Annotated in this window: 21 protein-coding genes and 1 pseudogene; 18 read left to right on the forward strand and 4 right to left on the reverse strand. The window is 30.2% G+C overall.

Features of this window, described 5'->3' with window-relative positions; translation table 11 throughout:
• Positions 1-224 precede the first annotated feature (224 nt).
• The 14 genes and pseudogenes from DW911_RS05700 to DW911_RS05765 all read left to right on the forward strand — a co-directional run bounded on the left by DW911_RS05700 (position 225) and on the right by DW911_RS05765 (position 15,441).
• Positions 225-1,997 carry a hypothetical protein gene (locus DW911_RS05700; protein WP_118431393.1) on the forward strand — a complete coding sequence of 591 codons (1,773 nt, stop codon included), beginning with the start codon at positions 225-227 and terminating at the stop codon, positions 1,995-1,997.
• Positions 1,981-2,136, forward strand: coding sequence for a hypothetical protein (locus DW911_RS05705; RefSeq protein WP_158568149.1), 156 nt, complete (start codon positions 1,981-1,983; stop codon positions 2,134-2,136). Before DW911_RS05700 ends, DW911_RS05705 begins: the two co-directional genes overlap by 17 nt.
• Before the next feature lie 379 nt (positions 2,137-2,515).
• A complete protein-coding gene (locus DW911_RS05710) occupies positions 2,516-3,913 on the forward strand; it encodes a Cna B-type domain-containing protein (protein WP_118607572.1) in 1,398 nt (465 codons plus the stop codon).
• Positions 3,914-4,150: 237 nt separating this feature from the next.
• A complete protein-coding gene (locus tag DW911_RS05715; RefSeq protein ID WP_118607573.1) occupies positions 4,151-5,518 on the forward strand; it encodes an AAA family ATPase in 1,368 nt (455 codons plus the stop codon).
• Positions 5,511-6,023, forward strand: coding sequence for an ATP-dependent Clp protease proteolytic subunit (locus DW911_RS05720; protein ID WP_118431386.1), 513 nt, complete (start codon positions 5,511-5,513; stop codon positions 6,021-6,023). The genes DW911_RS05715 and DW911_RS05720 overlap by 8 nt, the downstream gene beginning before the upstream one ends.
• A gap of 138 nt (positions 6,024-6,161) precedes the next feature.
• Positions 6,162-8,249 carry a PTS transporter subunit IIABC gene (locus tag DW911_RS05725; RefSeq protein WP_118607574.1) on the forward strand — a complete coding sequence of 696 codons (2,088 nt, stop codon included), beginning with the start codon at positions 6,162-6,164 and terminating at the stop codon, positions 8,247-8,249.
• A 13-nt stretch (positions 8,250-8,262) separates the two neighbouring features.
• Positions 8,263-9,087, forward strand: a complete 825-nt coding sequence (locus tag DW911_RS05730; protein WP_118431383.1) for a PRD domain-containing protein — start codon at positions 8,263-8,265, stop codon at positions 9,085-9,087.
• Positions 9,088-9,209: 122 nt separating this feature from the next.
• On the forward strand, positions 9,210-9,788 hold the full coding sequence (locus DW911_RS05735) for a type IV toxin-antitoxin system AbiEi family antitoxin domain-containing protein (RefSeq protein WP_233541806.1): 579 nt from the start codon (positions 9,210-9,212) through the stop codon (positions 9,786-9,788).
• On the forward strand, positions 9,788-10,651 hold the full coding sequence (locus DW911_RS05740) for a nucleotidyl transferase AbiEii/AbiGii toxin family protein (RefSeq protein ID WP_118431381.1): 864 nt from the start codon (positions 9,788-9,790) through the stop codon (positions 10,649-10,651). Before DW911_RS05735 ends, DW911_RS05740 begins: the two co-directional genes overlap by 1 nt.
• Before the next feature lie 210 nt (positions 10,652-10,861).
• Positions 10,862-11,848 carry a mannose/fructose/sorbose PTS transporter subunit IIA gene (locus tag DW911_RS05745; RefSeq protein ID WP_118431379.1) on the forward strand — a complete coding sequence of 329 codons (987 nt, stop codon included), beginning with the start codon at positions 10,862-10,864 and terminating at the stop codon, positions 11,846-11,848.
• Positions 11,849-11,864: 16 nt separating this feature from the next.
• The gene (locus DW911_RS05750) at positions 11,865-12,680 is read left to right on the forward strand and encodes a PTS mannose/fructose/sorbose transporter subunit IIC (RefSeq protein WP_118431377.1); all 816 of its coding nucleotides are present in this window, start codon (positions 11,865-11,867) and stop codon (positions 12,678-12,680) included.
• A gap of 20 nt (positions 12,681-12,700) precedes the next feature.
• On the forward strand, positions 12,701-13,618 hold the full coding sequence (locus tag DW911_RS05755; protein ID WP_118431375.1) for a PTS system mannose/fructose/sorbose family transporter subunit IID: 918 nt from the start codon (positions 12,701-12,703) through the stop codon (positions 13,616-13,618).
• 30 nt (positions 13,619-13,648) lie between these two features.
• On the forward strand, positions 13,649-14,023 hold the full coding sequence (locus DW911_RS05760) for a DUF956 family protein (protein WP_118431373.1): 375 nt from the start codon (positions 13,649-13,651) through the stop codon (positions 14,021-14,023).
• Positions 14,024-14,109: 86 nt separating this feature from the next.
• Positions 14,110-15,441, forward strand: a pseudogene (locus DW911_RS05765) (MATE family efflux transporter).
• Positions 15,442-15,856: 415 nt separating this feature from the next.
• On the opposite strand, the gene DW911_RS05775 reads toward DW911_RS05765, so the two are convergent.
• Positions 15,857-16,195 carry a hypothetical protein gene (locus DW911_RS05775; protein ID WP_118431369.1) on the reverse strand — a complete coding sequence of 113 codons (339 nt, stop codon included), beginning with the start codon at positions 16,193-16,195 and terminating at the stop codon, positions 15,857-15,859.
• 140 nt (positions 16,196-16,335) lie between these two features.
• Here DW911_RS05775 and DW911_RS05780 point away from each other — a divergent pair, with 140 nt between their 5' ends.
• From DW911_RS05780 to DW911_RS05790, 3 genes are all read left to right on the forward strand, one after another.
• Positions 16,336-17,985, forward strand: a complete 1,650-nt coding sequence (locus DW911_RS05780) for a glycoside hydrolase family 13 protein (protein ID WP_233543023.1) — start codon at positions 16,336-16,338, stop codon at positions 17,983-17,985.
• 201 nt (positions 17,986-18,186) lie between these two features.
• Positions 18,187-19,047 (forward strand): alpha/beta fold hydrolase, encoded by an 861-nt coding sequence (locus tag DW911_RS05785; RefSeq protein WP_158568148.1) that lies wholly within the window; start codon positions 18,187-18,189, stop codon positions 19,045-19,047.
• Between the two features lie 350 nt (positions 19,048-19,397).
• Positions 19,398-20,099, forward strand: a complete 702-nt coding sequence (locus DW911_RS05790) for a hypothetical protein (RefSeq protein ID WP_118431363.1) — start codon at positions 19,398-19,400, stop codon at positions 20,097-20,099.
• A gap of 37 nt (positions 20,100-20,136) precedes the next feature.
• On the opposite strand, the gene glpK is transcribed toward DW911_RS05790, so the two are convergent.
• From glpK to DW911_RS05805, 3 genes are all read right to left on the reverse strand, one after another.
• A complete protein-coding gene (gene glpK / locus DW911_RS05795; RefSeq protein WP_118607576.1) occupies positions 20,137-21,618 on the reverse strand; it encodes a glycerol kinase GlpK in 1,482 nt (493 codons plus the stop codon).
• Between the two features lie 181 nt (positions 21,619-21,799).
• Positions 21,800-22,141: a hypothetical protein gene (locus DW911_RS05800; RefSeq protein ID WP_118431359.1), complete on the reverse strand. Its 342-nt coding sequence runs from the start codon at positions 22,139-22,141 to the stop codon at positions 21,800-21,802.
• Between the two features lie 79 nt (positions 22,142-22,220).
• Positions 22,221-24,230 (reverse strand): DNA/RNA helicase domain-containing protein, encoded by a 2,010-nt coding sequence (locus DW911_RS05805; RefSeq protein WP_118431357.1) that lies wholly within the window; start codon positions 24,228-24,230, stop codon positions 22,221-22,223.
• 129 nt (positions 24,231-24,359) lie between these two features.
• Here DW911_RS05805 and DW911_RS05810 point away from each other — a divergent pair, with 129 nt between their 5' ends.
• Positions 24,360-25,463 carry a DNA cytosine methyltransferase gene (locus tag DW911_RS05810; protein ID WP_118431355.1) on the forward strand — a complete coding sequence of 368 codons (1,104 nt, stop codon included), beginning with the start codon at positions 24,360-24,362 and terminating at the stop codon, positions 25,461-25,463.
• Positions 25,464-25,534: the final 71 nt, after the last annotated feature.

A 25,534-nucleotide genomic window follows, 5' to 3' on the forward strand; every position in this document is an offset into this window, starting at 1 on the left:
ATCAAGCTCTAGATGTAACTTCAATTAATGGAGAACTTATTTCAGAAAAAGAAGAAAATGATAAAAAAATATATAATTTTCAATGGGATGTAGAAGCTAACCAATCTGCAGGATCTATTGAACATGGTTTTATAATAAATGTTGGTAACAAACATCAAGGAGATGTTATTGAACCAAAGGTTACAGTTTACGTTGATGATGAAGCTAACAGTAAAACTGTAGCAATGCAACCAGTTACTGTTACCTCAGCCCCAATGTATAATATTGTATTAAAAAAAGGAAATTTCCAAAATACGTTTAATATTTATGATTTTGGAGCAAAAGACAAAACAGCCTATAAAGAAAATGCAGCAGCTTATAAAGATAGTGATTACAAAGTTACTGGTTTTAGACAAGTTTTTGGTTTTGCTTTAGAAATTAAAAAGCCGGGAAATGGAATCAAAGGTGTTGAATTACCAGATCCTAGTCAATATTTTACTTTTGATATCAATTTATCAGATTATAAGGTAAATGGAGAATCAGCTAATGATACGGGATTTGTACCTCTTTTATATTATTGTGGAGCTAATAACGCAGGTGGAGCGCAAGTTAATGGCATCCCATTTACAGATAGTAGTGCGTCAGGTAAAACACCTCAACCAGAAAAATATTGTGATAATAGTGGGGAATATACAATAACTCAAGAAGGATCAACTTTACATGTTAAAGTAAAAAATTATAGTGTAGATTATAAAAAATTTCCTCAAAAAGATGCATATGGAAATATTTCTTATTGGGATGGAAAACAAGTAGAAATGATGAAAGATGGATTTTTTTCATCATACCAATTCCAAGTAGTTTATCCTTATAAAAATGCAAATGGGGATACTTTAATGAGTCAATTTGGTGTAGACCAAATTAGTGCTAATGCATCTGTAACAGTAAATAATATGCACGCAGTATCAGAAACAAATACTACATCTGATCAAGAAACAATCCCATTATATAACAGTGATGGTACTTTATATGAAAATACAGATAATAAAGCAAGTGAAACATTCACAAAAAATAATAAAGGGACACGTGACCATGCTATTATTTATTCAAATAGAGATTCAGCAAATTGGAATAATGGTTATACTGATGGTTCAGGAAATAAAGATGATGATATTGCAACTGTAGGAGCTAAAGATCTTGCATTTACGGCTACTTATAGTCAAACTAATGTAGGTGAAGCAGACGAATCAAGTCAAGTGCCATTAGGAATTGAACAAATGGTACTCTTTGATCGAAATGCCATAGAATTAAAAAAAGATATGAATGTTAACTTATCGAATAAGGAAGGCTATGAAGCTGAATATTTATATCTACATCATAAAGATGGACAAGGTTTAACTGCAGAATCAATGCGTAGTGCACAGTTAAGTGATTTTAATATAACAGATGATTCAACCGATTGCGATGGTGTTGTTGTTCGTTATCGTGGATGCTATACAAATAAAGAAAGTACAAATTTAAATCAAATGACAAGATTCTTCTGTAATGTTAAACCTAATTATGACTTGTCAGATCATGTTTATATGATTACTGCTGTAACGAATACATGGGATGCAAGAGATTTAACAGATGAAGAAAAAGCACAAATATTAGCTGATACACATAAAACAAGTATTAATAACATTACAAGAGCAGAATATAGTAAATGGATAAAAGATCATCCAGAAGTTAACTTATTTGATCATGCACACACACAAGCGGCAATAGATCATAGAGATTACTATACTGTTCCTGAATATGTTAATAAAAAGTATAATCCAGATTCAACAACACATAAGTTTAGTAGGAATAGTGCTGATGCTTTATATTTAGTTCCTTATACAGTATCTATTCAAAAGAAAGTAGCACAAAAAGAAAACGATAAAATTAAAACAAGTTATAATGTAAGTAAAAAAGAAAGATACGTTGATTATGTTGTTGCAAGCCAAATTACTTTTGCGAATAATGGTAACACCAGATAAGGATGCAAAAACAACAGTTTATTATACAGATACTTTACCTAAAGGTCTTACTTACGTTGATAGTACATTGTATTTAGGCGGAACTTATAAGTCAAAAGATAAAGATAAAGGTACAGTAACTGGAGGAACAAAAAATTGAGCCAACGGAAGTTACAAAAAATGAAAACGGGACAACAACATTAAAATGGGAAGTTCCTAATGTTTCATTAAGCGAAACTCAATTACCTCAAATTCATTATTCATGTAAAATTGGTGATGATGAAAATCCAGAAAATGATGTTAATGATCAAGTTGCATTAAAGAATAATATTGGAATTCAAACAACTGAAGATCAAAGAGAACTTACATCAGCTAATGATAATATTGCTTCTACTTCAATTACAGTTGTAAAAGATAAAGAATATTATTTAACAAAAAGTGGAAAACAAACACTAGAATTAAATGATACAGCTTATTTCGATTTAACAATTACAAATAATAGTTCAAGTAATCAAGAAAATTTATTTGTTGTCGATACAATGCCACAAGATGGTATTAATGGAACTGTGATGAAAGGACAATATAAAATTTCTAAAGTCACAATTAACAAAAAACTATTAAAAAATGATAATGATTTTAAACTTTATTATACAAGCGACAGTGAATATAAAGGGAAAAAAGCTGGTGAAATTACCAAAGATGATTTAAATAAAACAGATACTGAAGGCAATAAAGTTTGGAAAGAAGCTACACAAACAGATGAAGGTGAAGATGTAAAATTTACAGGAACTGGACTTATTGGTTCATGGCCAGCAGCAATTGTTTATGTTGATGATAATTTGAAAAAAGACACGATTGCAAAGATAAAACTTGAATATAATGCAAAGGTTGCTGAAGGTGATAAGCTATCTAATAGTTTATCAGCACCAGGAAATGAAGGTAGTACGTTAAATGATGAAACACAAGTTAAGATTTATAAACGTACATTAGAAGGAACTGTTTGGGTTGATAAAGACAAAGATGGTAAGTTGGGTACATCTGATGATGAAACACTATTTAAAGGTGCAAAAGTTACATTATTAAAGAAAGATGCAGATGGCAATTATGTACCATTTGATGCCTATGAAGAAATAACAGTTGATAAAGGTGGTAAAGTTACAACAGTAAAACATCCTACAACAGTAAATACTGATGAAAATGGTCATTATAAATTTGAAGGATTACCTGAAGGTGAATTCAAAGTTATCTTTGAATCAGGTGATAATAGTATTGAAGACTATAATGTAACTGATTTTGATAAAGGTAATAAAGAGCAAAGTTCTAAAGTAGATACAGGTCATGTTGATAAAAACGGACGTAAATTACAATCAGGAACAATTACAGAAATTACAATGCCATCTATAAAAGAGATGGAATCACAAGGTAAAACAACTTATAATTTACCAGATCAAAACTTAGGTTTAATTGAACAAAAAGTAGATGTCCCTGTATCAAAAACATGGGATGATCATGATGACCAAGATGGAAAACGTCCTGATAGTGTCGTTGTTCACTTATATGCAAATGGTGAAAAAACAGATCAAACAGTAGAATTATCGAATGATAATAATTGGATGGCAGTATTTGATAACTTAGACAAATTTAAAGATGGACAAGTTATTCAATATACTGTAGAAGAAGAAAAAGTAAATAGCTATAAGGCAACTGTTACAGGTGATCAAGATCAAGGATTTGTTATTACAAATACATATCAAAAAGATTCAACCCCTGTAGCAGATCAACCTCATAGCGATAAACCATCTCAAAATAATAAATCTAATTCTAAGAAATCTCATGTAAGTACAGGAGATAACCAAGAAGTAGGATTATTTGGATTAATGGGATTATTATCATTAAGTGGTTTAACTTTCTTAAAGAAAAAAAGAAAAGAAGATTAATTATATAAAACAAACTTCATAGCACTTTATTATAAAAAGTGAGATATATTTAGTAAAATGAACACCTTATTATTGGTGTTCATTTTATATTTTAGATAACATATTCAGAATATAATGAGATATAATTTGGGTGTAATAAAAATAGTATCGTTAATTAATTTTTTTTAAGTAGTAATGAATGAAATGAAAATATGATGAATGAACTTTTTTTAAGATTTATACAAGGAGGACGATACTATGGAATTAAATAAATCTTATCCACAAGCTATTTGTGAGGAATTAAAAAAATATGTAAAAGGACAAGATGAATACTGTAAACAGTTATCCGTTTTTGGTCATTTACATGAATTAAAATGTAAAGGATTAATTGATAGAAAGATGGCATCTAACTTGTTAGTGGTGGGACCATCTGGATGTGGTAAAACTTATGGTGTAGAAGTCTTAGCCAAATTGTTGAATTGTAACTTTAAAAAGGTAGATTGTTCAAATATTACTTCTATTGGTTATAAAGGAAACAGTATTGGCAAGATGATGCTTAGTCTTGATGTAGATGATGAAAATGGACTTATTGTCTTTTTCGATGAACTTGATAAAGTATATGATCCCTATCAAGAAAGTAATCGTGCAGCAACTAAAGTCTATGAAGAATTCTTAAAACTGATGGAAGATGATCAATATGCGTATGAAGAAAGTACAATAGATTTATCTAAAGTATCTTTCATCTTTTCAGGAGCCTTTTTAAGGCTCACTGACAAGAAAAATAAGTCTGATCTATTTACTAATCAAAAGAATGATATTCAGTTAATAGATGATGATTTCGTGCGTTATGAAAATGTTCCTGTTGAATTCATGGGGAGAATAGATAAAGTTATTTCTGTTAATCAATTGTCTTACCAACAATATGAAGATATTATCTTTCATTCTAAAGGATCTTTGTATCAAAGATTAGATATGTTGATTCAAAGAAGAAAAGGACAATTATATGTCAGTGATGATGTTAAAGAACATCTTATTGATTTAGCTAGTACCAGTCAGTTTGGGGTAAGAGGTGTAAATAAAGAGATTAAAACATTCATCAATGAATACTTATATCAAAGTGAAATGAATTATCAAATCCAAGAATTTCATATTTTAAATTATCATCATGAAACACAAGAATATGAGTATCAAGTTATCAAAGAACCTATAGTAATTGAAAAAAAAGAAAAATCAAAATTATACATAGAAGATAAAGATGATATTGAAAGAGTTCAAGAGTTTCTTGATTTCTTTAAAGAAGAAGTTAAGAGTCTAAATGAAAATGAACAGAAAGGAATTAAAATATTACTGGATTATCATGTGGACATGTTAGTTTCTTTATATATGGCTGAGTTTGAAATCAGTTATAATTTGTTCAAGATATTTGTCCAACAAGGAATATTGAGAAGCTTGATTATGATAGAAGATTTATATCAAGATGAAATGGAACTTGATGATGCTGATTATCAAAAAGCCATAGAAACAAGACAAGCTTTACATGAATATGGCAGTGAAGAAGAGTTAAGAGATATATTATATAAGAAAATTGAATTATTTGAAGATATGGAGGTATGTATCAATGGATAGATATGACCAAGATAATCGTATTGTTAGAGTGTGTGGAGAAATTAATAATGAAATGATGATCAATGTCATTAATCAGTTATTATATTATAATCAAGAAAATCATGCACCCATTAAGATGGAGATTTGTTCACCGGGAGGAGAAGTTCATGCGGGGTTAGCTATCATTGATATCATGAATTCAATTGAAAGTGATGTTTACACTATTGGGATAGGAACTTGTGCTTCAATGGCATCATTAATATTAGCGGCAGGGAAGAAAGGACATCGTCAAGCTAATGAGCATTGTTTTATCTTATTACACCAAGCACAATCAACATTAAGTGGGAGTTATCATGATATCCAAGATCGATATCAAAGAATGACATATATCAATGATACAGTCTTGCAAATGTATGAAAATTACACTTTAATGAGTGAAAAGGAGTTAAGAGAGAATCTTCAAAAAGACTATATTATGACGACAAAACAAGCTATTGATTGCGGTTTAATTGACCAAAGTATATAAATGAAGATGAGGAGGTTTTAAATCTCCTCTTTTATATTTAAAATGCAAATAAATGAATAAAATTATATAAATATAATTGAAATTTATAAGTATGAATAATAAAATAGTTTTACTATGTATAGAGTAGGGGGAGAATGTATGCAAAAGAGAATCTTTGGGGTTTTACAAAGAATTGGTAGAAGTTTTATGTTACCGATAGCGGTATTACCAATTGCTGGATTATTTTTAGGTCTTGGTAGTTCTCTTACGAATATGGCGACAATTTCTTCTTTACATTTAGAATATCTTTTAGGTAAAGGAACTTTTTTAAATCATATATTAACTTTATTGATGTCGGTAGGTGAGGTAATTTTCAATAATTTACCGCTTATCTTTGCAGCATCAGTAGCTTTAGGAATGGCTAAAAAGGCAAAAGAGGTGGCTGTATTATCATCAGTCATCGCCTTTTTTGTCATGCATTCTACCATCAATGGATTACTTACATGGACCGGTGTTATTAAAAATAATCAAATAGTTGGTCATGTTTTATCAGGAACGCTCAGTAATGTGTGTGGGATGATGTCTTTAGAAATGGGTGTCTTTGGAGGAATCATTGTTGGTTTAGGAGTAAGCTATCTTCATAATCATTTCTATCGTATTCAATTACCGGATATTCTATCTTTTTTTGAAGGTGAACGTTTTGTGCCTATTATTTCTACCCTTGTTTATATTGTGGTGGGATGTGTGATGTTTTATGTCTGGCCAACAATTCAAAGTGGTATTTTTGTTTTTGGTAAGTTTATTGCGAACACAGGCTATTTGGGAACATTTATCTATGGGATTGTCAAAAGGGCATTGGTTCCTTTTGGGTTACATCATGTTTTCTATATGCCTTTTTATCAAACGGCTATTGGGGGAACCATGACAATTAATGGGGTCGTTGTAAATGGGGCTCAAAATATCTTTTTTGCTCAATTAGCAGATCCTCATTTAACTCATTTTAGTGTCGAAGCAACACGTTATTTTTCTGGTGAATTCATGATTATGTTGTTTGGATTACCTGGAGCAGCTTTAGCAATGTATCATGTGGCTAAACCAGAATCTAAAAAAGTAGTGAAGAGTTTACTCCTTTCAGCAGCGTTAACAAGTATTTTAACAGGGATTACAGAACCGATTGAATTAACTTTCTTGTTTGTAGCTCCTATTTTGTTTGTGAGTCATGTCTTATTGGCTGGTACTGCTTTTTTATTAGGTCATGTTTTAAAAGTAACGATAGGTTTTACTTTTTCTTCTAGTTTGATTGATTTTATTGTTTTTGGCGTTTTACAAGGTAATGATAAGACAAGATGGGTCTTTGTTGTTTTCTTTGGTATTTTGTATTTTAGTGCTTATTATTTAATTTTTAGATTTTTAATTCAAAAATTTGATTTAAAAACACCTGGTAGGGAAGATGATAATAAACTTACTATCTTTAAACAAAAGAAAATGGATTATTCTTTTGATAAATCTTATTTAGATTCTCAAGTACAACTTGTTATTAGGGGAATGGGTGGTAGACATAATTTTAGTGATTTAGACTGTTGTATTACGCGTTTAAGGGCTAATTTAGATGATCCAAGTCTAGTTAGTGAAAGTGTCTTAAAACAAGCAGGAGCAGCCGCTGTATTGATTCAAGGAAATGCGATTCAAGTTATCTTTGGACCTAAAGCTTCCTCTATTAAAACGAAAATAGATGATTATCTAGCACATGTACCTGAAGCTTATGATGAAGAAGAAATGATGACTTATTCAAATGATAGTGTTGATATTGGTAATCTTGTTGAGGGTGAAGTATTGCCAATTGAAGATTGTAGTGATGATATTTTTGCACATAAACTCTTGGGCGATGGTGTTATGATTAGTCCGCGCCATGGTGTGGTCGTTGCTCCATGTGATGCAACAATTACCATGATTTATCCAACGAAACATGCCCTTGGTTTAGCTTTAGATAATGGTATTGAATTATTATTACATTTTGGAATTAATACAGTAAGTCTTAATGGACAAGGATTTGAGTTACTTGTTAATGTTAATCAAAAAGTAAAAAAAGGTGATGTTTTATGGAATGTTGATTTAGGCTATATACAAGAACACGCTATTGATGATAAATTATTAGTAGTTGTCTCAAAAATACCAGATCATAGTACTATCGAAAAAGAATATGGGTATAAAAAATGTGAAGCAACAATTATGAAAATACGTAGTTAGGAGGTGAAATAACATGTATGAAATTATTAAAATATTGAATAATAATACGATTTTGGTAGAACATGACCGTGAAGAAATGATTGTCATGGCTAAAGGTATTGGTTTTGGTAAAAAAGTGAAACAAATGATTGAAATACCAACGAACGCTAAAAAGTATATGATGCAAAAGAATTACCAGCCTAAAGAACCAGGTAATATTATTGATTATATTGATCCTGTTTACTTAGAAATTGCGGCTGAAATTATTAAAGAAGCGACAATTAAATTTAATGATGTTAAACATGATATTTTACTTCCTTTAGCGGATCATATTTATTTTGCGATTAAACGTATGGATGAAAACATCATGCCAACTAATCCATTTACTTATGATATTAGACTTTTATTCCCCGATGAATATGAAGTAGCATTAAAGTCTAGAGAGATTATTAAACAGTATGTTTCTAAAGAAATTAATCTAGATGAAGTTGGTTTTATTACTTTGCATATTCACTCTGCTATTTCAACAAATAAAGTAGGAGAGTCAATGGAAGCAGCCAGAGTTGTTCATGAAAGTATTGTTAAACTACAAAATGATTTACATATTAAAATAGATGTCGAATCCATTTCTTATGCCAGATTAATGAATCATATTAAATTCTTAATTATTCGTTTAAATAATCATGAACAATTACAAATGGATATTGGTGAATTTACGAAAGAAAAATTCCCTTTTGCTTATGAACAGGCTATTACAATGTGCGATGCCTTATCTAAGGTCTTAAAAATGGAATTACCTGAATCAGAAGTAGGCTATCTTGCTTTACATCTAGAGCGTATTTTATCAAGTGCATTTTAAAATTGAGAAGAATATCCTTTTATAATTAGGATATTTTTTTATTATATAAAAATAGTCATAAGTTTACATTCTTGCTAATATGATTTATAATATTAGCAAGAATGTAAATGCGAGGTGAGATGATGAGTAATGTAAATTATTATGTAAATCACGGTGTTTTGAATATTAAAAGTTTAAAAGATATGAATATTTCAAGACAAACTATTTATAATTTTATAAAAAAACATCATATGGAAAATGTCGGACCGGGGATTTATATCGCACCAGATGTATTAGAAGATGAGGCATATACTTTATCTTTACGATGTCCTAAAGGTGTTATTTCTCATGATGATGCTTTATATTATTATGGATTAGTTGATCGAGAACCTTTTGTGCATTCTATCACGATTTATAGTGGTTATAATCCTACATCTTTAACCGATTCTGGTTATAAAGTGTACACAGTAAAAAAAGATTTATTAAATCTTGGTAAAACAATGGTTAAGAATCAATTTGGACATGAGATACCTATATATGATTTGGAAAGAACGATATGTGATTTAATAAGAAGTCGTAACAATTTTGAGATTCAAGATTTCACAATGGCACTAAAAACTTATGTACAAAGTAAAGAAAAAGATTTAAATCAATTAATGACTTATGCAAAAGTATTTAGAATAGAAAAATTAGTACGACAATATTTGGAGGTACTATTATAATGTACTTAACTCCTGCACAAGTGAAAGGAAGAATTAAAAATATAGCAAAGAAAAACAAAGCAGATCCTATTACTTTGATGCGTATTTATATGATGGAACGATTTCTTGAAAGAATAACATATTCAAAATATAAGGATGATTTCATTGTAAAAGGCGGAATACTTGTAACTTCAATGATAGGTATATCGATGCAAGCAACAATGGATATTGATACTTCAATACGGAATTTCGACTTAACAAAAGAGAAAATTACAGAAATTATATACGAGATTAAAGATATTAAACTAGATGATAATATTGAATTTATTTTAAACGATGTATCAAACATTATGGATAATATGGAATACCCAGGTATTCGTATTCATCTAAATGCTAATTTGGAAAATTTAGTTGTTCCAATTAAAATTGATATATCAACGGGTGATATGATTACACCAAGTGAAATTAAATATGAATATCCACTATTATTAGAAAATCGTACCATTCAATTATGGTCATATAATTTAGAAACAATTCTTGCAGAAAAGATACAAACAATACTATCTCGAGGAATTTTAAATACACGAATGAGAGATTTTTATGATGTAACTATTCTTTTTGATTATTATAAAGAATCAATTAACTATGTGAATTTAGCTTCAGCATTTGAAAAAACATGTAACAAAAGGGGAACTTATTCTTTACTAGATAAAGCAAATGAGATATTGGATGAATTAAATTTAGATTCATCATTACAAAATTTATGGAGAAACTATTGTAAAAAATACCAGTATGCAAAACATATAGCATTTTCTACAAACATCTCTATTATTTATAATTTAATAGAACAAATGAAATCAGTAGAAACCAAAGAATATGTTTAATTTTTAAGAGAAAAGAATAATAATTATGATTGACAATAAAAAAAGTAAGTGCTATCATAAATAACGTAGTCAAAAGTGAATACTTAATAGTGTGTTACTCTAAGCAGGCATGAACTATTTTTATAAGATATACTAATATCATTGTATCTTATTTTAATAGTTTGCCTGCTTTTTTTACGTTATTAGGTAAAAAGAAAGGGAGGAAAAAAGATGGTAGGAATTATTCTTGCAAGTCATGGTGAATTCGCTAATGGAATCTTACAATCAGGTTCTATGATTTTTGGTGAACAAAAAGATGTTAAAGCTGTGACTTTACAACCAAGTGAAGGTCCTGATGATTTAAAAGCTAAAATCGAAGAAGCTATCGCAAGCTTTGAAAATCAGGAAGAAGTACTTTTCTTAGTTGATTTATGGGGTGGAACTCCATTTAATCAATCTAATGGATTGATTAATGGACATGAAGATCATTGGGCAATCGTAACAGGTTTAAATTTACCGATGTTAATTGAGGCTTATGCATCACGTATGTCTATGGAAACTGCACATGAAATTGCAACTCATATTTGTGAAGTTGCTAGAGAAGGGGTTAAAGTTAAACCAGAAACTTTAGAACCTAAAAAAGAAGAAGCAGTTAAAGTTGAAAAAGCACAACCTACAGGAGCTATTCCTGAAGGAACAGTCATTGGTGATGGTCATATTAAATATGTATTAGCACGTGTTGATACACGTTTATTACATGGACAAGTTGCTACTACATGGACAAAAACAACACAACCAAATCGTATTATTGTTGTATCCGATTCAGTAGCACATGATAATTTACGTAAACAAATGATTGAACAAGCAGCACCTCCAGGTGTTAAAGCTAATGTTGTACCAATTCAAAAAATGATTCAAGTGGCTAAAGATCCACGCTTTGGTAATACAAAAGCAATGTTATTATTTGAAACTCCTCAAGATGCTTTAAAAGCGATTGAAGGTGGAGTTGATATTAAAGAATTAAATATTGGATCAATGGCTCATTCAATTGGTAAAGTGGTTGTAAATAAAGCTATCGCTATGGGTAAAGAAGATGTAGAAACTTTAGAAGCATTAAAAGCAAAAGGAATTACTTTTGATGTACGTAAAGTTCCAGCAGATTCTAAAGAAAGTATGGATAGTTTACTTAATAAAGCAAAAAGTGAATTAGGAATGTAAAAGGGAGGAAATATAAATGTCTGCAATTACAATTATTTTAATTGTTATCGTTGCGCTTTTAGCAGGTATGGAAGGTATTTTAGATGAATTCCAATTCCATCAACCTCTAGTAGCGTGTACTTTAATTGGTTTAGTATCAGGACACTTAACTGAAGGTATTATCTTAGGTGGTTCTTTACAAATGATCGCACTTGGTTGGGCTAACGTAGGTGCAGCCGTTGCTCCAGATGCTGCTTTAGCTTCTGTTGCATCAGCAATCATTATGGTTTTAGGTTTAAATGGTGGAACTGTTAATACACAAACTGCTATTTCTACATCAATCGCAGTTGCAATTCCACTTTCAGTAGCTGGTTTATTCTTAACTATGATTTGTCGTACTATTGCAATTCCAATGGTACATTTCATGGACAGTGCTGCTGAAAAAGGTGATATTCGTAAAGTAGAAATGTGGCAAGTATTAGCTATCTTATTACAAGGTATCAGAATTGCTATTCCTGCTGCTGCTTTATGTGTAGTTCCTGCTTCTGTAGTTACTGGAGCATTAAATCAAATGCCAGCTTGGTTATCAGGTGGTATGACTGTTGGTGGTGGAATGGTTGCCGCTGTAGGTTATGCAATGGTTATTAATATGATGTCTACTAAAGAAACATGGCCATTCTTTGCTATTGGTTTTGTATTAGCAGCATTAAGTCAATTAACATTAATTGCTTTAGGTGTATTAGGTGTAGCATTTGCTTTAATCTATTTAGGACTTAAAGAAAATGGTGGTTCTAATGGTGGAGGATCTACAGGATCTGGAGACCCATTAGGTGATATCTTAAATGATTATTAATCTTGAAGGAGGAAAGAAAAATGGCAGAAAAAATTCAATTATCTAAAAAAGATCGTTTATCAGTTTGTTGGCGTCATCAGTTCCTTCAAGGATCATGGAACTATGAACGTATGCAAAATGGTGGTTGGTGTTATTCAATTATTCCAGCTATCAAAAAATTATATAAAACTAAAGAAGAACAATCTGAAGCTTTAAAAAGACATTTGGAATTCTATAATACACATCCATATGTATCAGCTCCAGTTATGGGGGTTACATTAGCCTTAGAAGAAGAAAGAGCTAATGGAGCAGCAATCAATGATCAAGCTATTCAAGGGGTTAAAGTTGGTATGATGGGACCTCTTGCAGGGGTTGGAGATCCAGTATTCTGGTTTACTTTAAGACCTATTTTAGGAGCTTTAGGTGCATCTCTTGCATTAAGTGGTAATATTGTTGGTCCATTATTATTCTTCTTTGCTTGGAATATTATTCGTATGGCATTCTTGTGGTATACTCAAGAATTTGGATATAAAGTAGGAACATCTATTGCTCAAGACTTATCTGGTGGTTTACTTGGTAAAATCACTCAAGGTGCATCAATTTTAGGTATGTTCATCATTGGTGCTTTAGTACAACGTTGGGTAAGTATTTCATTTACACCAGTTGTATCAAGAGTTACTCAATCTCAAGGTGCTTACATTGATTGGAGTTCAATCAAAGGTGGTGCTGCTGGTATTAAATCAGCATTAACTCAATATGCAGCTCTTGGAGCAAATGGATTAGACAAAGTTAAAGTGACAACTTTACAACAAAACTTAGATCAATTAATTCCTGGACTTGCAGCTTTATTATTAACATTATTATGCTGCTGGTTATTAAAGAAAAAAGTATCTCCTATCGTTATTATCATTGCATTATTCGTAGTAGGTATCTTAGCTAGATTAGCAGGAATTATGTAAAAATAAACTCAATATTTACGGAGGAACATTATGGTACAATCATTAAATAAAAAAGTCGACCTTACAATTAAAGCTACATCTTATCTTGGTATGGCCAGTTATGGTCAAGCCATGATTGGCGATGAAGCCTTTGAATATTATAATGATAAAAATATAAGTGATTATATTCAGATTCCTTGGAGTGAAGTAACTGGTGTCATTGCATCAGTGATGTTTAAAGGAAAATGGATTCCTCGCTTTGCTTTAGTAACTAAGAATAATGGAAACTTTATTTTTTCAACCCGTGATAATAGAAAAACCTTACAAGCAATTAATCACTATATACCATCTGAAAACATGGTACGTTCATTAAGTTTCTTTCAAGTTCTTAAAAGAGGAATTAAATCATTGTTCAAACGTAAATAATATTGAGTTGAGGTTAAGAATTATTCTTAACCTTTTTTCTTTATCTTTTAATAGTATTCGTTATAATGATGCATGGAGGACAACTTATGCAAAAAGATTTAACGAAAGGCAGTGCCTTAAAAAATATTATTACTTTTTCACTTCCTTTTTTATTAGCTAACCTTTTACAAACATTTTATGGGATGGCTGACTTATTTATTGTTGGTCAATATAATGGGGCAGCTTCTTTATCAGGGGTTTCTATTGGTAGCCAAGTCATGCATATGTTAACGGTGATGATTGTTGGACTGGCAATGGGTTCTACTGTCATGATAGGGCGTTACGTTGGTGAAAGAAGGGAATAGGAAAAAAGACAAACAATAGGAAATACGATTATCCTGTTTTTAATCATGGCTATTGTTTTAACGGGAGTTCTATTATTGTGTATTCAACCTATTATTCATGTCATGTTGACACCAGTAGAAGCAATTCAAGAAACAAAGTATTATCTTACAATTTGTTTTTTAGGTATTCCTTTTATTGTTGCTTATAATGTTATGGGTTCAATATTTAGAGGACTGGGTGATTCTAAAAGTCCAATGTACTTTGTTGCGATTGCTTGTTTCTTTAATATTGTTTTAGATTATTTGTTTATTGGTTACTTTGATTTACATGCCATGGGAGCAGCACTGGGAACGGTAGGAGCCCAAGTCATGAGTGTTATCATTGCTTTCATTGTTATTTATAAAAGAAAGTTAATTCAAATACATAAAGAAGATTTTAAAGTAAAAAAATCTATCATTTTAGATGTAATTAAAATAGGATTTCCCATTTGTATTCAAGATGGGTTTATTCAAATCTCATTTATAATTATCACCATTATCGCTAATAGTCGAGGGGTCGATGTAGCTGCCGCAGTTGGGGTAGTTGAAAAAATTATTGGCTTTTGCTTCTTGGTACCTTCAAGTATGTTATCAGCTATTTCAGCAATATGTGCTCAATGTATTGGAACAAAACAACATCAAAGAGCGAAAGATACCCTTAAATATGGCATTATTATAGCGTTAAGCTTTGGGATTTTATTTACTATCCTTTGCCAATTTATTTCTAAACCACTTGTTTCATTATTTAGCCAAGAACAGATTGTGATTATGTATGGGGGACAATATTTAAGATCTTATATATTTGATTGTATCTTTGCTGCAATCTCATTTGGATTTAGTGGTTACTTTACAGCTTATGGTTATTCGATCATTTCATTTATTCATAATTTTATATCTATTTTAACTGTAAGGATACCGGGTGCATATTTGGCTTCTTATCTATTTCCAGATAATCTATTTCCAATGGGATTAGCATCACCAGCTGGTTCTCTATTATCAGCTATTATTTGTATCATTGTTTATCAATACATGAAAAAACACCATAAATTAAACTAAAAGAGTTCACTTTTGAAGTGAACTCTTTTCTTACGTACTATCATACGTATTTTCTTCCTATATTATACACTGGTTAATAGTGTTTAAAAAACAATAAAAATAATACTCATTTCTATATGTATTGGTTAATTAAAACAAAATCTGATGGTGGATGTACTCTAACATGCTATATTGATCACTTACTATAGTGATATCAAATTGTTTTACACAATATTGAAGCCATTTAAAATATAAAGACATACTTATAATTATTTCAATGACATCTGTCATTTCAATAGTACTACTCGAAACATAACCAGAGTATTGCCTATGGCAAAAGTTGTTTTGTTGGAGATAATTTTTAATGTCATACCAACTTTTATTGTAATTATTTGAAGGGTAGTGTTGTTTTAATGCAGAAACACTTAAATCAAAATTAATGGCTTTTTTGGTTTTTAAAGTATTCATTTGTTTGCTTGTTGATACGATAATATGAAGCTAAAGCATCTGATCTATATTCTGGACTATCGGGTGTATCGCCAAAATAGCTAATATACCATTGATCTACTATTTTTAAAAACCATGATGATCTAGGAAGAGAGCCTTGGGCTAAAGCAAAGGTATTGAAATCCTTTTTTGTTCCTCTATAAATACCTTTAGATATAATTTCTACACCACGGGATAGAAAATAATAATCAATTTTTTGATAACATGCTTCAATATCAATATGGTTTGATTTAGCTTTATTTTCATTTAAATAGATTTCCATTAACATTTTATCACACTCCTATTTTTACAATATCTATTTATCTTATTGAAGTCAATCTATACCCTTCGTTATTATATATAAAAATAATTCATCGTTTTCTTCAAAAAAATAAAACAATTTAGATATAATAAAGATAAGGAGGCTTGATGATGGAAAAGCAATGGTGGAAAAGAGAAATCGCTTATCAGATTTATCCTAAGAGTTTTAAGGATTCAAATCATGATGGAATAGGTGATATAAGAGGGATTATTGAAAAATTAGATTATTTAGAAGATTTAGGAGTGACTTTATTATGGTTATGTCCTATTTATAAGTCACCTATGGATGATAATGGTTATGATATATCGGATTATTATGATATTAATCCTGAATTTGGAACAATGAAAGACTTGGATGAATTGATAGAAAAGGCTAAAGCAAAGGGAATTAAGATTATTATGGATTTAGTCATCAATCATAGTTCTGATGAACATGCTTGGTTTAAAGAAGCATTAAAAGATTCCAATAGTCCTTATCATAATTATTATATCTTTAAACCTTCAGTAAATGGGAAAGAACCCAATAACTGGAGATCGGTATTTGGAGGTTCAGTATGGCAAAAGGTGGAAGGAAGAGATGAATATTATTTTCATTCTTTTTCAAAAAAACAACCTGATTTAAACTGGGAGAATCCGAAATTAAGACAAGAATTATACAAGATGATTAACTGGTGGCTAGAAAAAGGAATTGCCGGATTTAGAGTAGACGCGATCAACTTTATTAAAAAAGATCAAAGATATTTAGATGGACCAGTTGATGGACAAGATGGTTTAAGTGCTTGTTTTGCCTATGCTAGAAATCAACCAGGAATAGAAGTATTTTTTGATGAATTAAAAAGAGAAACTTTCGCTAAATATGATTGTATGACAGTAGCTGAAGCTGTAGGTGTTAAGTATTCTGATTTAGGTATCTTTATTGGCAAACAAGGTTGTTTTTCAATGATGTTTGATTTTAATTATTGTAATTTTGATATTAGTGAAGATGAAGAATGGTTTAGAAGACAAAATTGGACGATAAAACAATTTAAAGAATTGTTATTTACGAGTCAAAGGGAAGTACAAAAATTAGGTTGGATTGCAAGCTTTTTAGAGAATCATGATCAACCAAGAGCAATTAATAAATTTATCTTAGATAAAAAAGATCATTCTTATTATAGTCAAACTATGTTAGCGGGAATGTTCTTTAACTTAAGAGGGACACCATTTATCTATCAAGGTGAAGAAATAGGAATGGAAAACTTTGAAAGAACTAGCATTGATGAATTTGATGACATAGGTAGTCATGGACAATATCAAAGAGCTTTAGCTGAAGGCTTCAGTAAAGATGAAGCGATGCATTTTCTTAATTTAAGAAGTAGAGATAATACCAGAACACCAATGCAATGGGATAATAGTGAATATGGTGGTTTTAGTGATCAGCAACCATGGATTAAAATGACAGGGAGTCAAGATACAATCAATGTAGCTAGTCAAATCCATGATCCTCATTCAATCTATCATTTCTATAAACAAATGATTTCTATTAGAAAACAAGAAGATACACTTATTTATGGTGATTTTAAAGAATTAGAAACGAATGATGAAGTCATTGGTTATAAACGTCTATATCAAGGTGAAGAAATCATATGTTTATGTAACTTTACAAATAAGATTCAAGATATTCCTGATATAAAAGGACATATCTTACTAGATAACTATAACAATTATCAAGATAAAACCTTAAAGCCATATCAGTTTGTTATGATAAAAAGCCTTTAGTTTAACTAAAGGTTTTTTCCTTTATCAGCAAAAAAACATCAAATACATCGTGTTAAATATTCATATTTTTGCCGATAAATATAAATTCAAGAATAGCTTTTTTGTCTATAAGACTAAAGAAATTATGTTCAAGATATGTTAAAATAGCATTGGTTAGATATGACTAACTAATGCCATTTAATTATGAAAGGGGAAAACGATATGTCATATTCTCAAGATTTAAAGTCATTTCAAGCAAGCCATACATATAAAAATATAAATATTGATGGTAATACATTTAAGTATGTATTAAGCGAAAATAAGAATAGTCAAACATTAGTGATGTTAAATGGGGGAATGAATACTTTAGAAATGTGGATGGAGTATGTAGATAATTTAGCTCAAGATTATCAAGTTTTACTCTTTGACTATCCCCAAACATTGAAAACAAATCAAGAGTTAGTAACAGGAATACATGCCTTTTTTAACAAGCTTAACATTATTGATCCTATATTTATTGGTGCTAGTGATGGTGGGATGGTTGCTCAAATCTACGTGCAAAAATATCCTCAAGAAGTGGGAGGACTTGTTTTAATCTCTACCGGCGGATTAGACGCTAATACAATTAAGAGTCTTAAAAAGAAATATTTTTTTGCACCGATCATGTTATTTTATATGAAACATTGTAACTATGAGAAATTAAAACCAAGACTTATTAAATTAGGAATGGGGCATATTCGAGGAGAAAGTCAAGAACAAATCAACTATGCTAGAGATATGTTTGAAACCATTTTTAAAGATTACACTAAAGAAAAAGATGTTCATATTACAGGATTGTTAGCTGATGTTATGAATCAAATTCCAGTTACTAAAGATGATTTTAAAGCATTAGAAGGTAAAATATTGCTTATTCTTCCAAACCAAGATTTCTTTTCAGGCAAGATGCAAGAAGATCTTATTCAGCTTATGCATCAACCAGAAATCAAATATATATCTGGAGGGCATCTTTCTACTGTTCTTAATGTAGATGAATATGTAACAACAATACGTGCATTTTTAGAAAAGATGAATAATGAGTCATAAAAGAATATATTTATTATAATAGTTAATATGCTTAAAATAATATACATATAAGATAAGGAGCATATTATAATGAGAAGTTTTGATCAAACTAAAGAAGATGGTCAAAGAGCAAAATAATAAATTGACGATGCTTAGAGAAAATATTCTCAAGAGGCTGTTACGAAAGAACTAAAAAAAGTTGAAGAAAATCAAACCAAAAACCTTTTTTTTAATAAATAGAAGAAAAAATAACTTATATTTTATATATAAATATGGGAGGTGAAATTATTAATTAATCCGATACCCTAAAAACTATATTTCTTGTATATTGTTGGGGATTAAGTTATAATTTTGGAAAGATTAATAAAGCAATGAGATTATTAATAGATACAAAGGATTTAGAATTACTAGTAGAGAAAAAAAGGGATTATATAGGAAATCAAGTAACTTTTGATACATGGATAGCAGCAGTATCATTTATATTGTCTGTTTTAACAGCGCAATATGATCAAATTGGGTTACTATCTGGAAATCAAATCAAGACTATATTTATTCTTATTGGAATAATATATTTAATGAAGATAGGAAAAAGAAGTATGATGAAAAAATATGACCATGAAAATTTAATAGTTGATATAAACAATTTAAATCTCATACAGCATAATCATTCTCTTGTTATCATTAAACATAGTGAACATTATTTACTATATGATGATGAAAGATGGCAATGTAAACTGTTTTTAAATTATAAAACACAAAAAGTAAATAATGAACAGTTTATTCTTAATGCTGTTAGTAAAGATTTAGATATAGACGTATCATCTTTATCTTGTCAATATATTGCTTCTAGAATACAGGAAAAGTATTCTGTAAGTCACAATGAAAATAGAGTCTATAATCATAAATTATATATTATGACTATTCAGCCATTATTGCCCATGATGGAAAAGGATAATTTTGTTATTAATAATAAACATTATTATTGGATGACTTTAGATGAGATGATGAATGATTCAGATATTCAAGAGAAAAATAGCGAAGTTGTTGAATTTGTAAGAGACATGGTTAAATAAGAAAAGCTTGTATCGTATTTGGATACAAGCTTTTTGGTTATTTAAATACTTTTGTTGCAGCAATAGCCTTTTTCCAACCTTCATAGTTTTGAGTTTGTTGTTTTAAAGACATGCTAGGTTTATAGGTTGTAGAAATAGTATGAAGTTGTTTTATTTCTTCTTGGTCTTTCCAAAAACCAATAGCGAGTCCTGCTAGATAAGCAGCACCTAACGCCGTTGTTTCCTTTACTTGAGGAATCAGTATTTGAGTATTGAGCATATCACTTTGAAATTGCATCAAAAAGTGGTTGGCAGTAGCACCACCATCAACAAATAAGTGATCTAATGTTAGTTTAGATTCTTCTTTCATAGTTTCAATGACATCTTTACTTTGATATGCAATGGATTCTAAAGCGGCACGGATAATATGGCCTTGAGTTGTTCCTCTTGTAAGACCTAGTAATGTCCCTCTTACATCATTATCCCAATAAGGGGTACCTAAACCCACAAAAGCAGGAACTAAATAAACCCCTTCATTATCTTTTAAATCTTTAATCATTTCTTCACTACAAGCTACATTATCAAAGAGATGAAGACCATCTCTTAGCCATTGCATAACACTACCACCGACAAAGACGGATCCTTCTAAAGCATAAGTAATTTGATGATGAAGGCCCCATGCGATTGTTGTAAGTAAGCCTTTTTTAGAATGAACAGGTTGATGTCCGGTATTCATTAACATAAAACATCCTGTGCCATATGTATTTTTAACATCGCCATGATGAAAACATGTTTGACCAAATAAGGATGCTTGTTGATCACCAGCAATACCACATATAGGGGCTTTAAAATGTAAACCAGTAAGTAAAGATTCATCACTATAACCATATATACAAGAAGAATCCTTTACTTCTGGTAACATAGATTGAGGAATAGAAAATAAATCTAATAATTCTTCATCCCATTTAAAATCATAAATATTATAAAGTAATGTTCTAGAAGCATTACTATAATCAGTCACATGAACCTTTCCACCTGTTAATTTCCATACTAACCAACTATCAATCGTACCACATAATAAATCATCTTTGTTTTCATGAGTATGTTCTAAGATCCATTTAATCTTACTGGCACTAAAATAAGGATTAATAAGTAAACCCGTTTTATTTTGTATAAATTCACTATATCCTTCTTGAATAAGTTGATCACATATATCTTGAGATTGACGTGATTGCCAGACAATAGCATGATAAATAGGTTGACCTGTTTTTTTATTCCATACTACAGTTGTTTCTCTTTGGTTTGTAATACCAATTCCTTTTATTTGGTTTGCTTTAATATTATTTTCAATGAATAAACTTTGTACAACTTCTATGACTGATTGATAGATTTCTAAAGCATCATGTTCTACCCAACCAGGATGAGGGAAATATTGTGTTATTTCTCTTTGTGATGAGTATCTTAGTTTTCCTTGTTTATCAAACAAGATAGCTCTAGTACTCGTTGTTCCCTGATCTATTGATAAAATAAATTCTTCCATAAAATCATTCTCCTTTTTCTTATTATAATATAGATTATGAGAAAATGGATAATATAAAGTTAGACTACATAATTACATTTTATATAAAAAAATAGGACGATGTATTGCTACACAGTCCTTACAAAATATACTCAGTATATTTTTTTATGCATCTACATTTTAATCAACTGAGTACCAGTTGTCAATAATAGACTTTTTGCTTTCTAATGTATTCATTTGTTTGTTTAGTAATTCGATAATAAGAGTCTAATGCATCTGACCTATATTCTGGGCTTTCAGGTCCATCTCCAAAATAACTTATATACCATTGATCTACTACTTTTAAAAACCATGGTGTATCAGGTAATGATCCTTGTGCAATAGCAAAAGTTTCAAAATCTTTTCTAACACCTTTATAAATACCTCTTGATACAATCTTTACGCCACGTGATTTAAAATACTTATCTATCTTTTGATAACATTCATCTAAATCAATATTATTTTTATTTGCTTTTTCTTCACTTAAATAGATTTCCATTAGCATATATATTCACCCCTTATCTTTACGTATATTAATATATCAATAGTATATCCCTTTATTATTATATATGCTATTTTCAATTTTATTGTTTTGGTAAATCTTTAATACCGCATGATTTAAGATATTTATATATTCCTTCATAAAACAAACTATTTCTTGTGGGATCTTCTTCGGGGTCAACGCCTTTAGGAACAAACAGTACCATACCTTGCCTAGCTCTTGTTAATAGTACTCTATATGAGTTGATTAGATAACGCTGTAATTCTGGTTTATTGCGTTTATTCCATTTTGTTCCCCTAAATGAGTAATAATCCCAATCAAATTTATCAGATTTTCTTCTAAGATCAGCATCCCAACAAACAACTGCCCAATCAATTTCTAATCCTTGTACTTTAAATTCGCTAGCAACAACTTCCATCATATTTGAAGATCTTACATCATTTGGTTCAGCTAAAAACCACTTTACGTGATTAATATCTTTAGGAACATAGACTCCTTCCGATTTGAGCCTTTGTGCACCACTTGAAGCAAGAATTCCACACCTTTGTGAACCTCTAACCTGCGAGTGCGCCCATTTTTTTGCTTGGTTGATATTTCGTGTAATATAAATAGGGTATTTATTGATTATTTCGTTATAATAATTTGATGCATTTTCTATATCGTTATTTAGCAAACTATCGACAAATTTACTTTGGTTATTTGATCTAAAAGATCTTATTGATGTAGATAAGTGCAAATGCTCTAGTGGATGACATCGAGTACAATTTAATATTGATTTTTTGTCTATATTTTTATCTTCTATTTGAGTGAATATTTTTGGTGAATAAAACATATGCCATTCTTTGAAATCCTCTATACATGTTCTAAACCATTCATTTATGCCTACTTCACCATCGTATATATCTTGTCCTAATCCAACAAGACAAACGATTACTGCCCATTTTTTATGTCTATTCATGATGTCAACTAATAAGTGTGGTTCACTTACACGTAACATATCATCATTGTGCTTTTTAGACATTTTTTCTTTATTCCAAACTCTTTGAGCTTCGTCGAATATTAAGATTTTTTCAGCTGTAGGCTTATCTGAAGTAGCATTATCACGTTTAAAGCCAAAACTACTTTGTATTAGCGCATTAATTGAAGCGTCAGTTTGTTTTGATTTGAGTCCCTCAGATTTTGAACTTATTTTTAATGCTTCTCTTAGCACATCCACTAATGGTCCATTTCCTGAAAGATAAACACTTAGTTCGGATTTGTCTTTATCTAAACTTTTTGCAACTACGTCTAGACCAACAAGTGTTTTTCCCGCACCTGGTACACCTGTGACAAAGCAGATATATTTCTGACTTTTCTCTTTTGCTTCTCTTATTAGTCTAGATATCTGTTTTTCACAAGCATCAATGTTTTCTTGACCTGCTTCCGAGTTTGCAATTTCTGTTAATGAATGAGTTTTATAAGCTTCTACTGCAGCCGAAATAATGGTAGGAGTGGGGTAATAAGGCGAATTAAACCATTTATCAAAATCAATTTTTTCATTTGTTCCATATGTGTTTATAATCTTGTTAACCTTTGGAACTAATGTTTCTATATTTTCTCTTTGAAGATATATTTGTTTGTCTGGATAATGTCCTATTGTTTGTTGCTTCGTATATGGCTTAGCATCAGTGGCAATTAATATTGGACAAACATATAAATTTTCAGATTCTTTATGAAAATTTTTTATATCAATAGCATAATCTTCTGCTTGTTGGGCATCAAGAGCTGTAAAAGCAGATTTTCCATTTTTAAATTCAAGTGAGAAAACCATATGTCTAATTAAAAGAATGACATCTATTCTTTTGCCCAATCGAATAATATCATATTCAAATATAATATCGCCTTCTATACCATGTTTTTTTAATCTTGATTGTAATTCTTGTATTTGAGATTTCCAAGCATCATTTTGCTCTTTGTTTGTATCATCAAACTGTTTAAATGAATGTTGAATTAATGAATGTAAAATTTCTCTTGCATCATCTTTAATAAATTCTGATATATCGTTATAGTAATATGCTTTGTTCCGTTGTTTTGAATATGTATATTTGTTCATAAGATTACCTCTTAAGAAAATGATATCAGAATTTATTTATAAAAAACAGAAGTAAGTGAAATTTTAAAATGAATACGAAAACAATTGCGGCGTGCCGCGATATGTGTTAACATGTTTATGGTGATTTTGATGGGATATAAAGTGGCTAGTTTTTTTGCTGGTGTTGGTGGAATTGATTTAGGCTTTGAAAGAGCAGGTTTTGAAACAGTATATGCTAATGAAATTGATCGTTACGTGGCAGATACGTTTGAAATGAATTTTGATTTAAAAGTAGATTGTCGAGATATTCATGATGTGAAACCTGATGAAATACCAGATTTTGATATATTGATAGGAGGTTTTCCCTGTCAAGCATTTAGTATAGCTGGATATCAACAAGGTTTTAAAGATGATCAGGGACGCGGAGATTTATTCTTTGAACTAATTAGAATAATGAAGGCTAGACGTCCAAGAGTTGCACTGTTTGAAAACGTAAAAAATTTAGTAGGACACGATAAGGGGAAAACTTTTAGAGTAATTTGTGAACAACTAAATTTACTAGGCTATCAATGTGACTATAGAGTATTAAATGCATGTGAATATGGTAATGTTCCACAAAATAGGGAGAGAATATATATTGTAGCGTTTAGAGATGAAAAAGATAAAGAACATTTTTCTATGCCAATGCCTATTGAATTAACTAATTCGATTAGAAATGTTATTGATTTTTCAGAAAAGGTAGACGAAAAATATTACTATTCAGCTGATAAATGTAAATTTTATGATATCTTGGAAAGAGATATTACAAATCATAATAGTATTTACCAATGGAGAAGGAAGTACGTAAGGGAAAATAAAAGTAATGTTGTTCCAACATTAACAGCTAATATGGGAACTGGTGGTCATAATGTACCATTAATATTAACTGATGATAACCGTATTAGAAAATTGACACCATTGGAGTGCTTTAGAGTGCAGGGATTTCCGAAAAATTTTCATTTACCAGATCAAAGTAACGCACGCCTTTACAAACAAGCAGGAAACTCAGTTGTTGTTCCCGTAATTGAACGTATAGCAATCAATATATTTGATTCTTTATCATTAAATGATAAATTAGTTAATTCAAAATTAGATGATTCAAAATTTATAGAATTAGTTAGGGTTTTAATAAAAGATGGTGCTACAATTTCTGATATTGATTTAATAGTAAATAATGAAGAGCTAAGGAAACAAAAATACATAGAATTATTATAAAAGTCTGATCACTTTTTGTGGGCTATTCAAATAATTTAGGGGGTTCAACTTTGGGGGTCTACTTTAGGGGA

Source organism: Erysipelatoclostridium sp. AM42-17, from assembly GCF_003480255.1.
Classification (GTDB): Bacteria; Bacillota_I; Bacilli_A; order Erysipelotrichales; family Coprobacillaceae; genus Faecalibacillus.

Coding starts and splice junctions, on each gene's coding strand:
- DW911_RS05700 (WP_118431393.1), top strand. CDS start 225: ATGCAACCAGTTACTGTTACCTCAGCCCCAATGTATAATATTGTATTA.
- DW911_RS05705 (WP_158568149.1), top strand. CDS start 1,981: ATGGTAACACCAGATAAGGATGCAAAAACAACAGTTTATTATACAGAT.
- DW911_RS05710 (WP_118607572.1), top strand. CDS start 2,516: ATGCCACAAGATGGTATTAATGGAACTGTGATGAAAGGACAATATAAA.
- DW911_RS05715 (WP_118607573.1), top strand. CDS start 4,151: ATGGAATTAAATAAATCTTATCCACAAGCTATTTGTGAGGAATTAAAA.
- DW911_RS05720 (WP_118431386.1), top strand. CDS start 5,511: ATGGATAGATATGACCAAGATAATCGTATTGTTAGAGTGTGTGGAGAA.
- DW911_RS05725 (WP_118607574.1), top strand. CDS start 6,162: ATGCAAAAGAGAATCTTTGGGGTTTTACAAAGAATTGGTAGAAGTTTT.
- DW911_RS05730 (WP_118431383.1), top strand. CDS start 8,263: ATGTATGAAATTATTAAAATATTGAATAATAATACGATTTTGGTAGAA.
- DW911_RS05735 (WP_233541806.1), top strand. CDS start 9,210: ATGAGTAATGTAAATTATTATGTAAATCACGGTGTTTTGAATATTAAA.
- DW911_RS05740 (WP_118431381.1), top strand. CDS start 9,788: ATGTACTTAACTCCTGCACAAGTGAAAGGAAGAATTAAAAATATAGCA.
- DW911_RS05745 (WP_118431379.1), top strand. CDS start 10,862: ATGGTAGGAATTATTCTTGCAAGTCATGGTGAATTCGCTAATGGAATC.
- DW911_RS05750 (WP_118431377.1), top strand. CDS start 11,865: ATGTCTGCAATTACAATTATTTTAATTGTTATCGTTGCGCTTTTAGCA.
- DW911_RS05755 (WP_118431375.1), top strand. CDS start 12,701: ATGGCAGAAAAAATTCAATTATCTAAAAAAGATCGTTTATCAGTTTGT.
- DW911_RS05760 (WP_118431373.1), top strand. CDS start 13,649: ATGGTACAATCATTAAATAAAAAAGTCGACCTTACAATTAAAGCTACA.
- DW911_RS05775 (WP_118431369.1), bottom strand. CDS start 16,195: ATGTTAATGGAAATCTATTTAAATGAAAATAAAGCTAAATCAAACCAT.
- DW911_RS05780 (WP_233543023.1), top strand. CDS start 16,336: ATGATGGAAAAGCAATGGTGGAAAAGAGAAATCGCTTATCAGATTTAT.
- DW911_RS05785 (WP_158568148.1), top strand. CDS start 18,187: ATGTCATATTCTCAAGATTTAAAGTCATTTCAAGCAAGCCATACATAT.
- DW911_RS05790 (WP_118431363.1), top strand. CDS start 19,398: ATGAGATTATTAATAGATACAAAGGATTTAGAATTACTAGTAGAGAAA.
- glpK (WP_118607576.1), bottom strand. CDS start 21,618: ATGGAAGAATTTATTTTATCAATAGATCAGGGAACAACGAGTACTAGA.
- DW911_RS05800 (WP_118431359.1), bottom strand. CDS start 22,141: ATGCTAATGGAAATCTATTTAAGTGAAGAAAAAGCAAATAAAAATAAT.
- DW911_RS05805 (WP_118431357.1), bottom strand. CDS start 24,230: ATGAACAAATATACATATTCAAAACAACGGAACAAAGCATATTACTAT.
- DW911_RS05810 (WP_118431355.1), top strand. CDS start 24,360: ATGGGATATAAAGTGGCTAGTTTTTTTGCTGGTGTTGGTGGAATTGAT.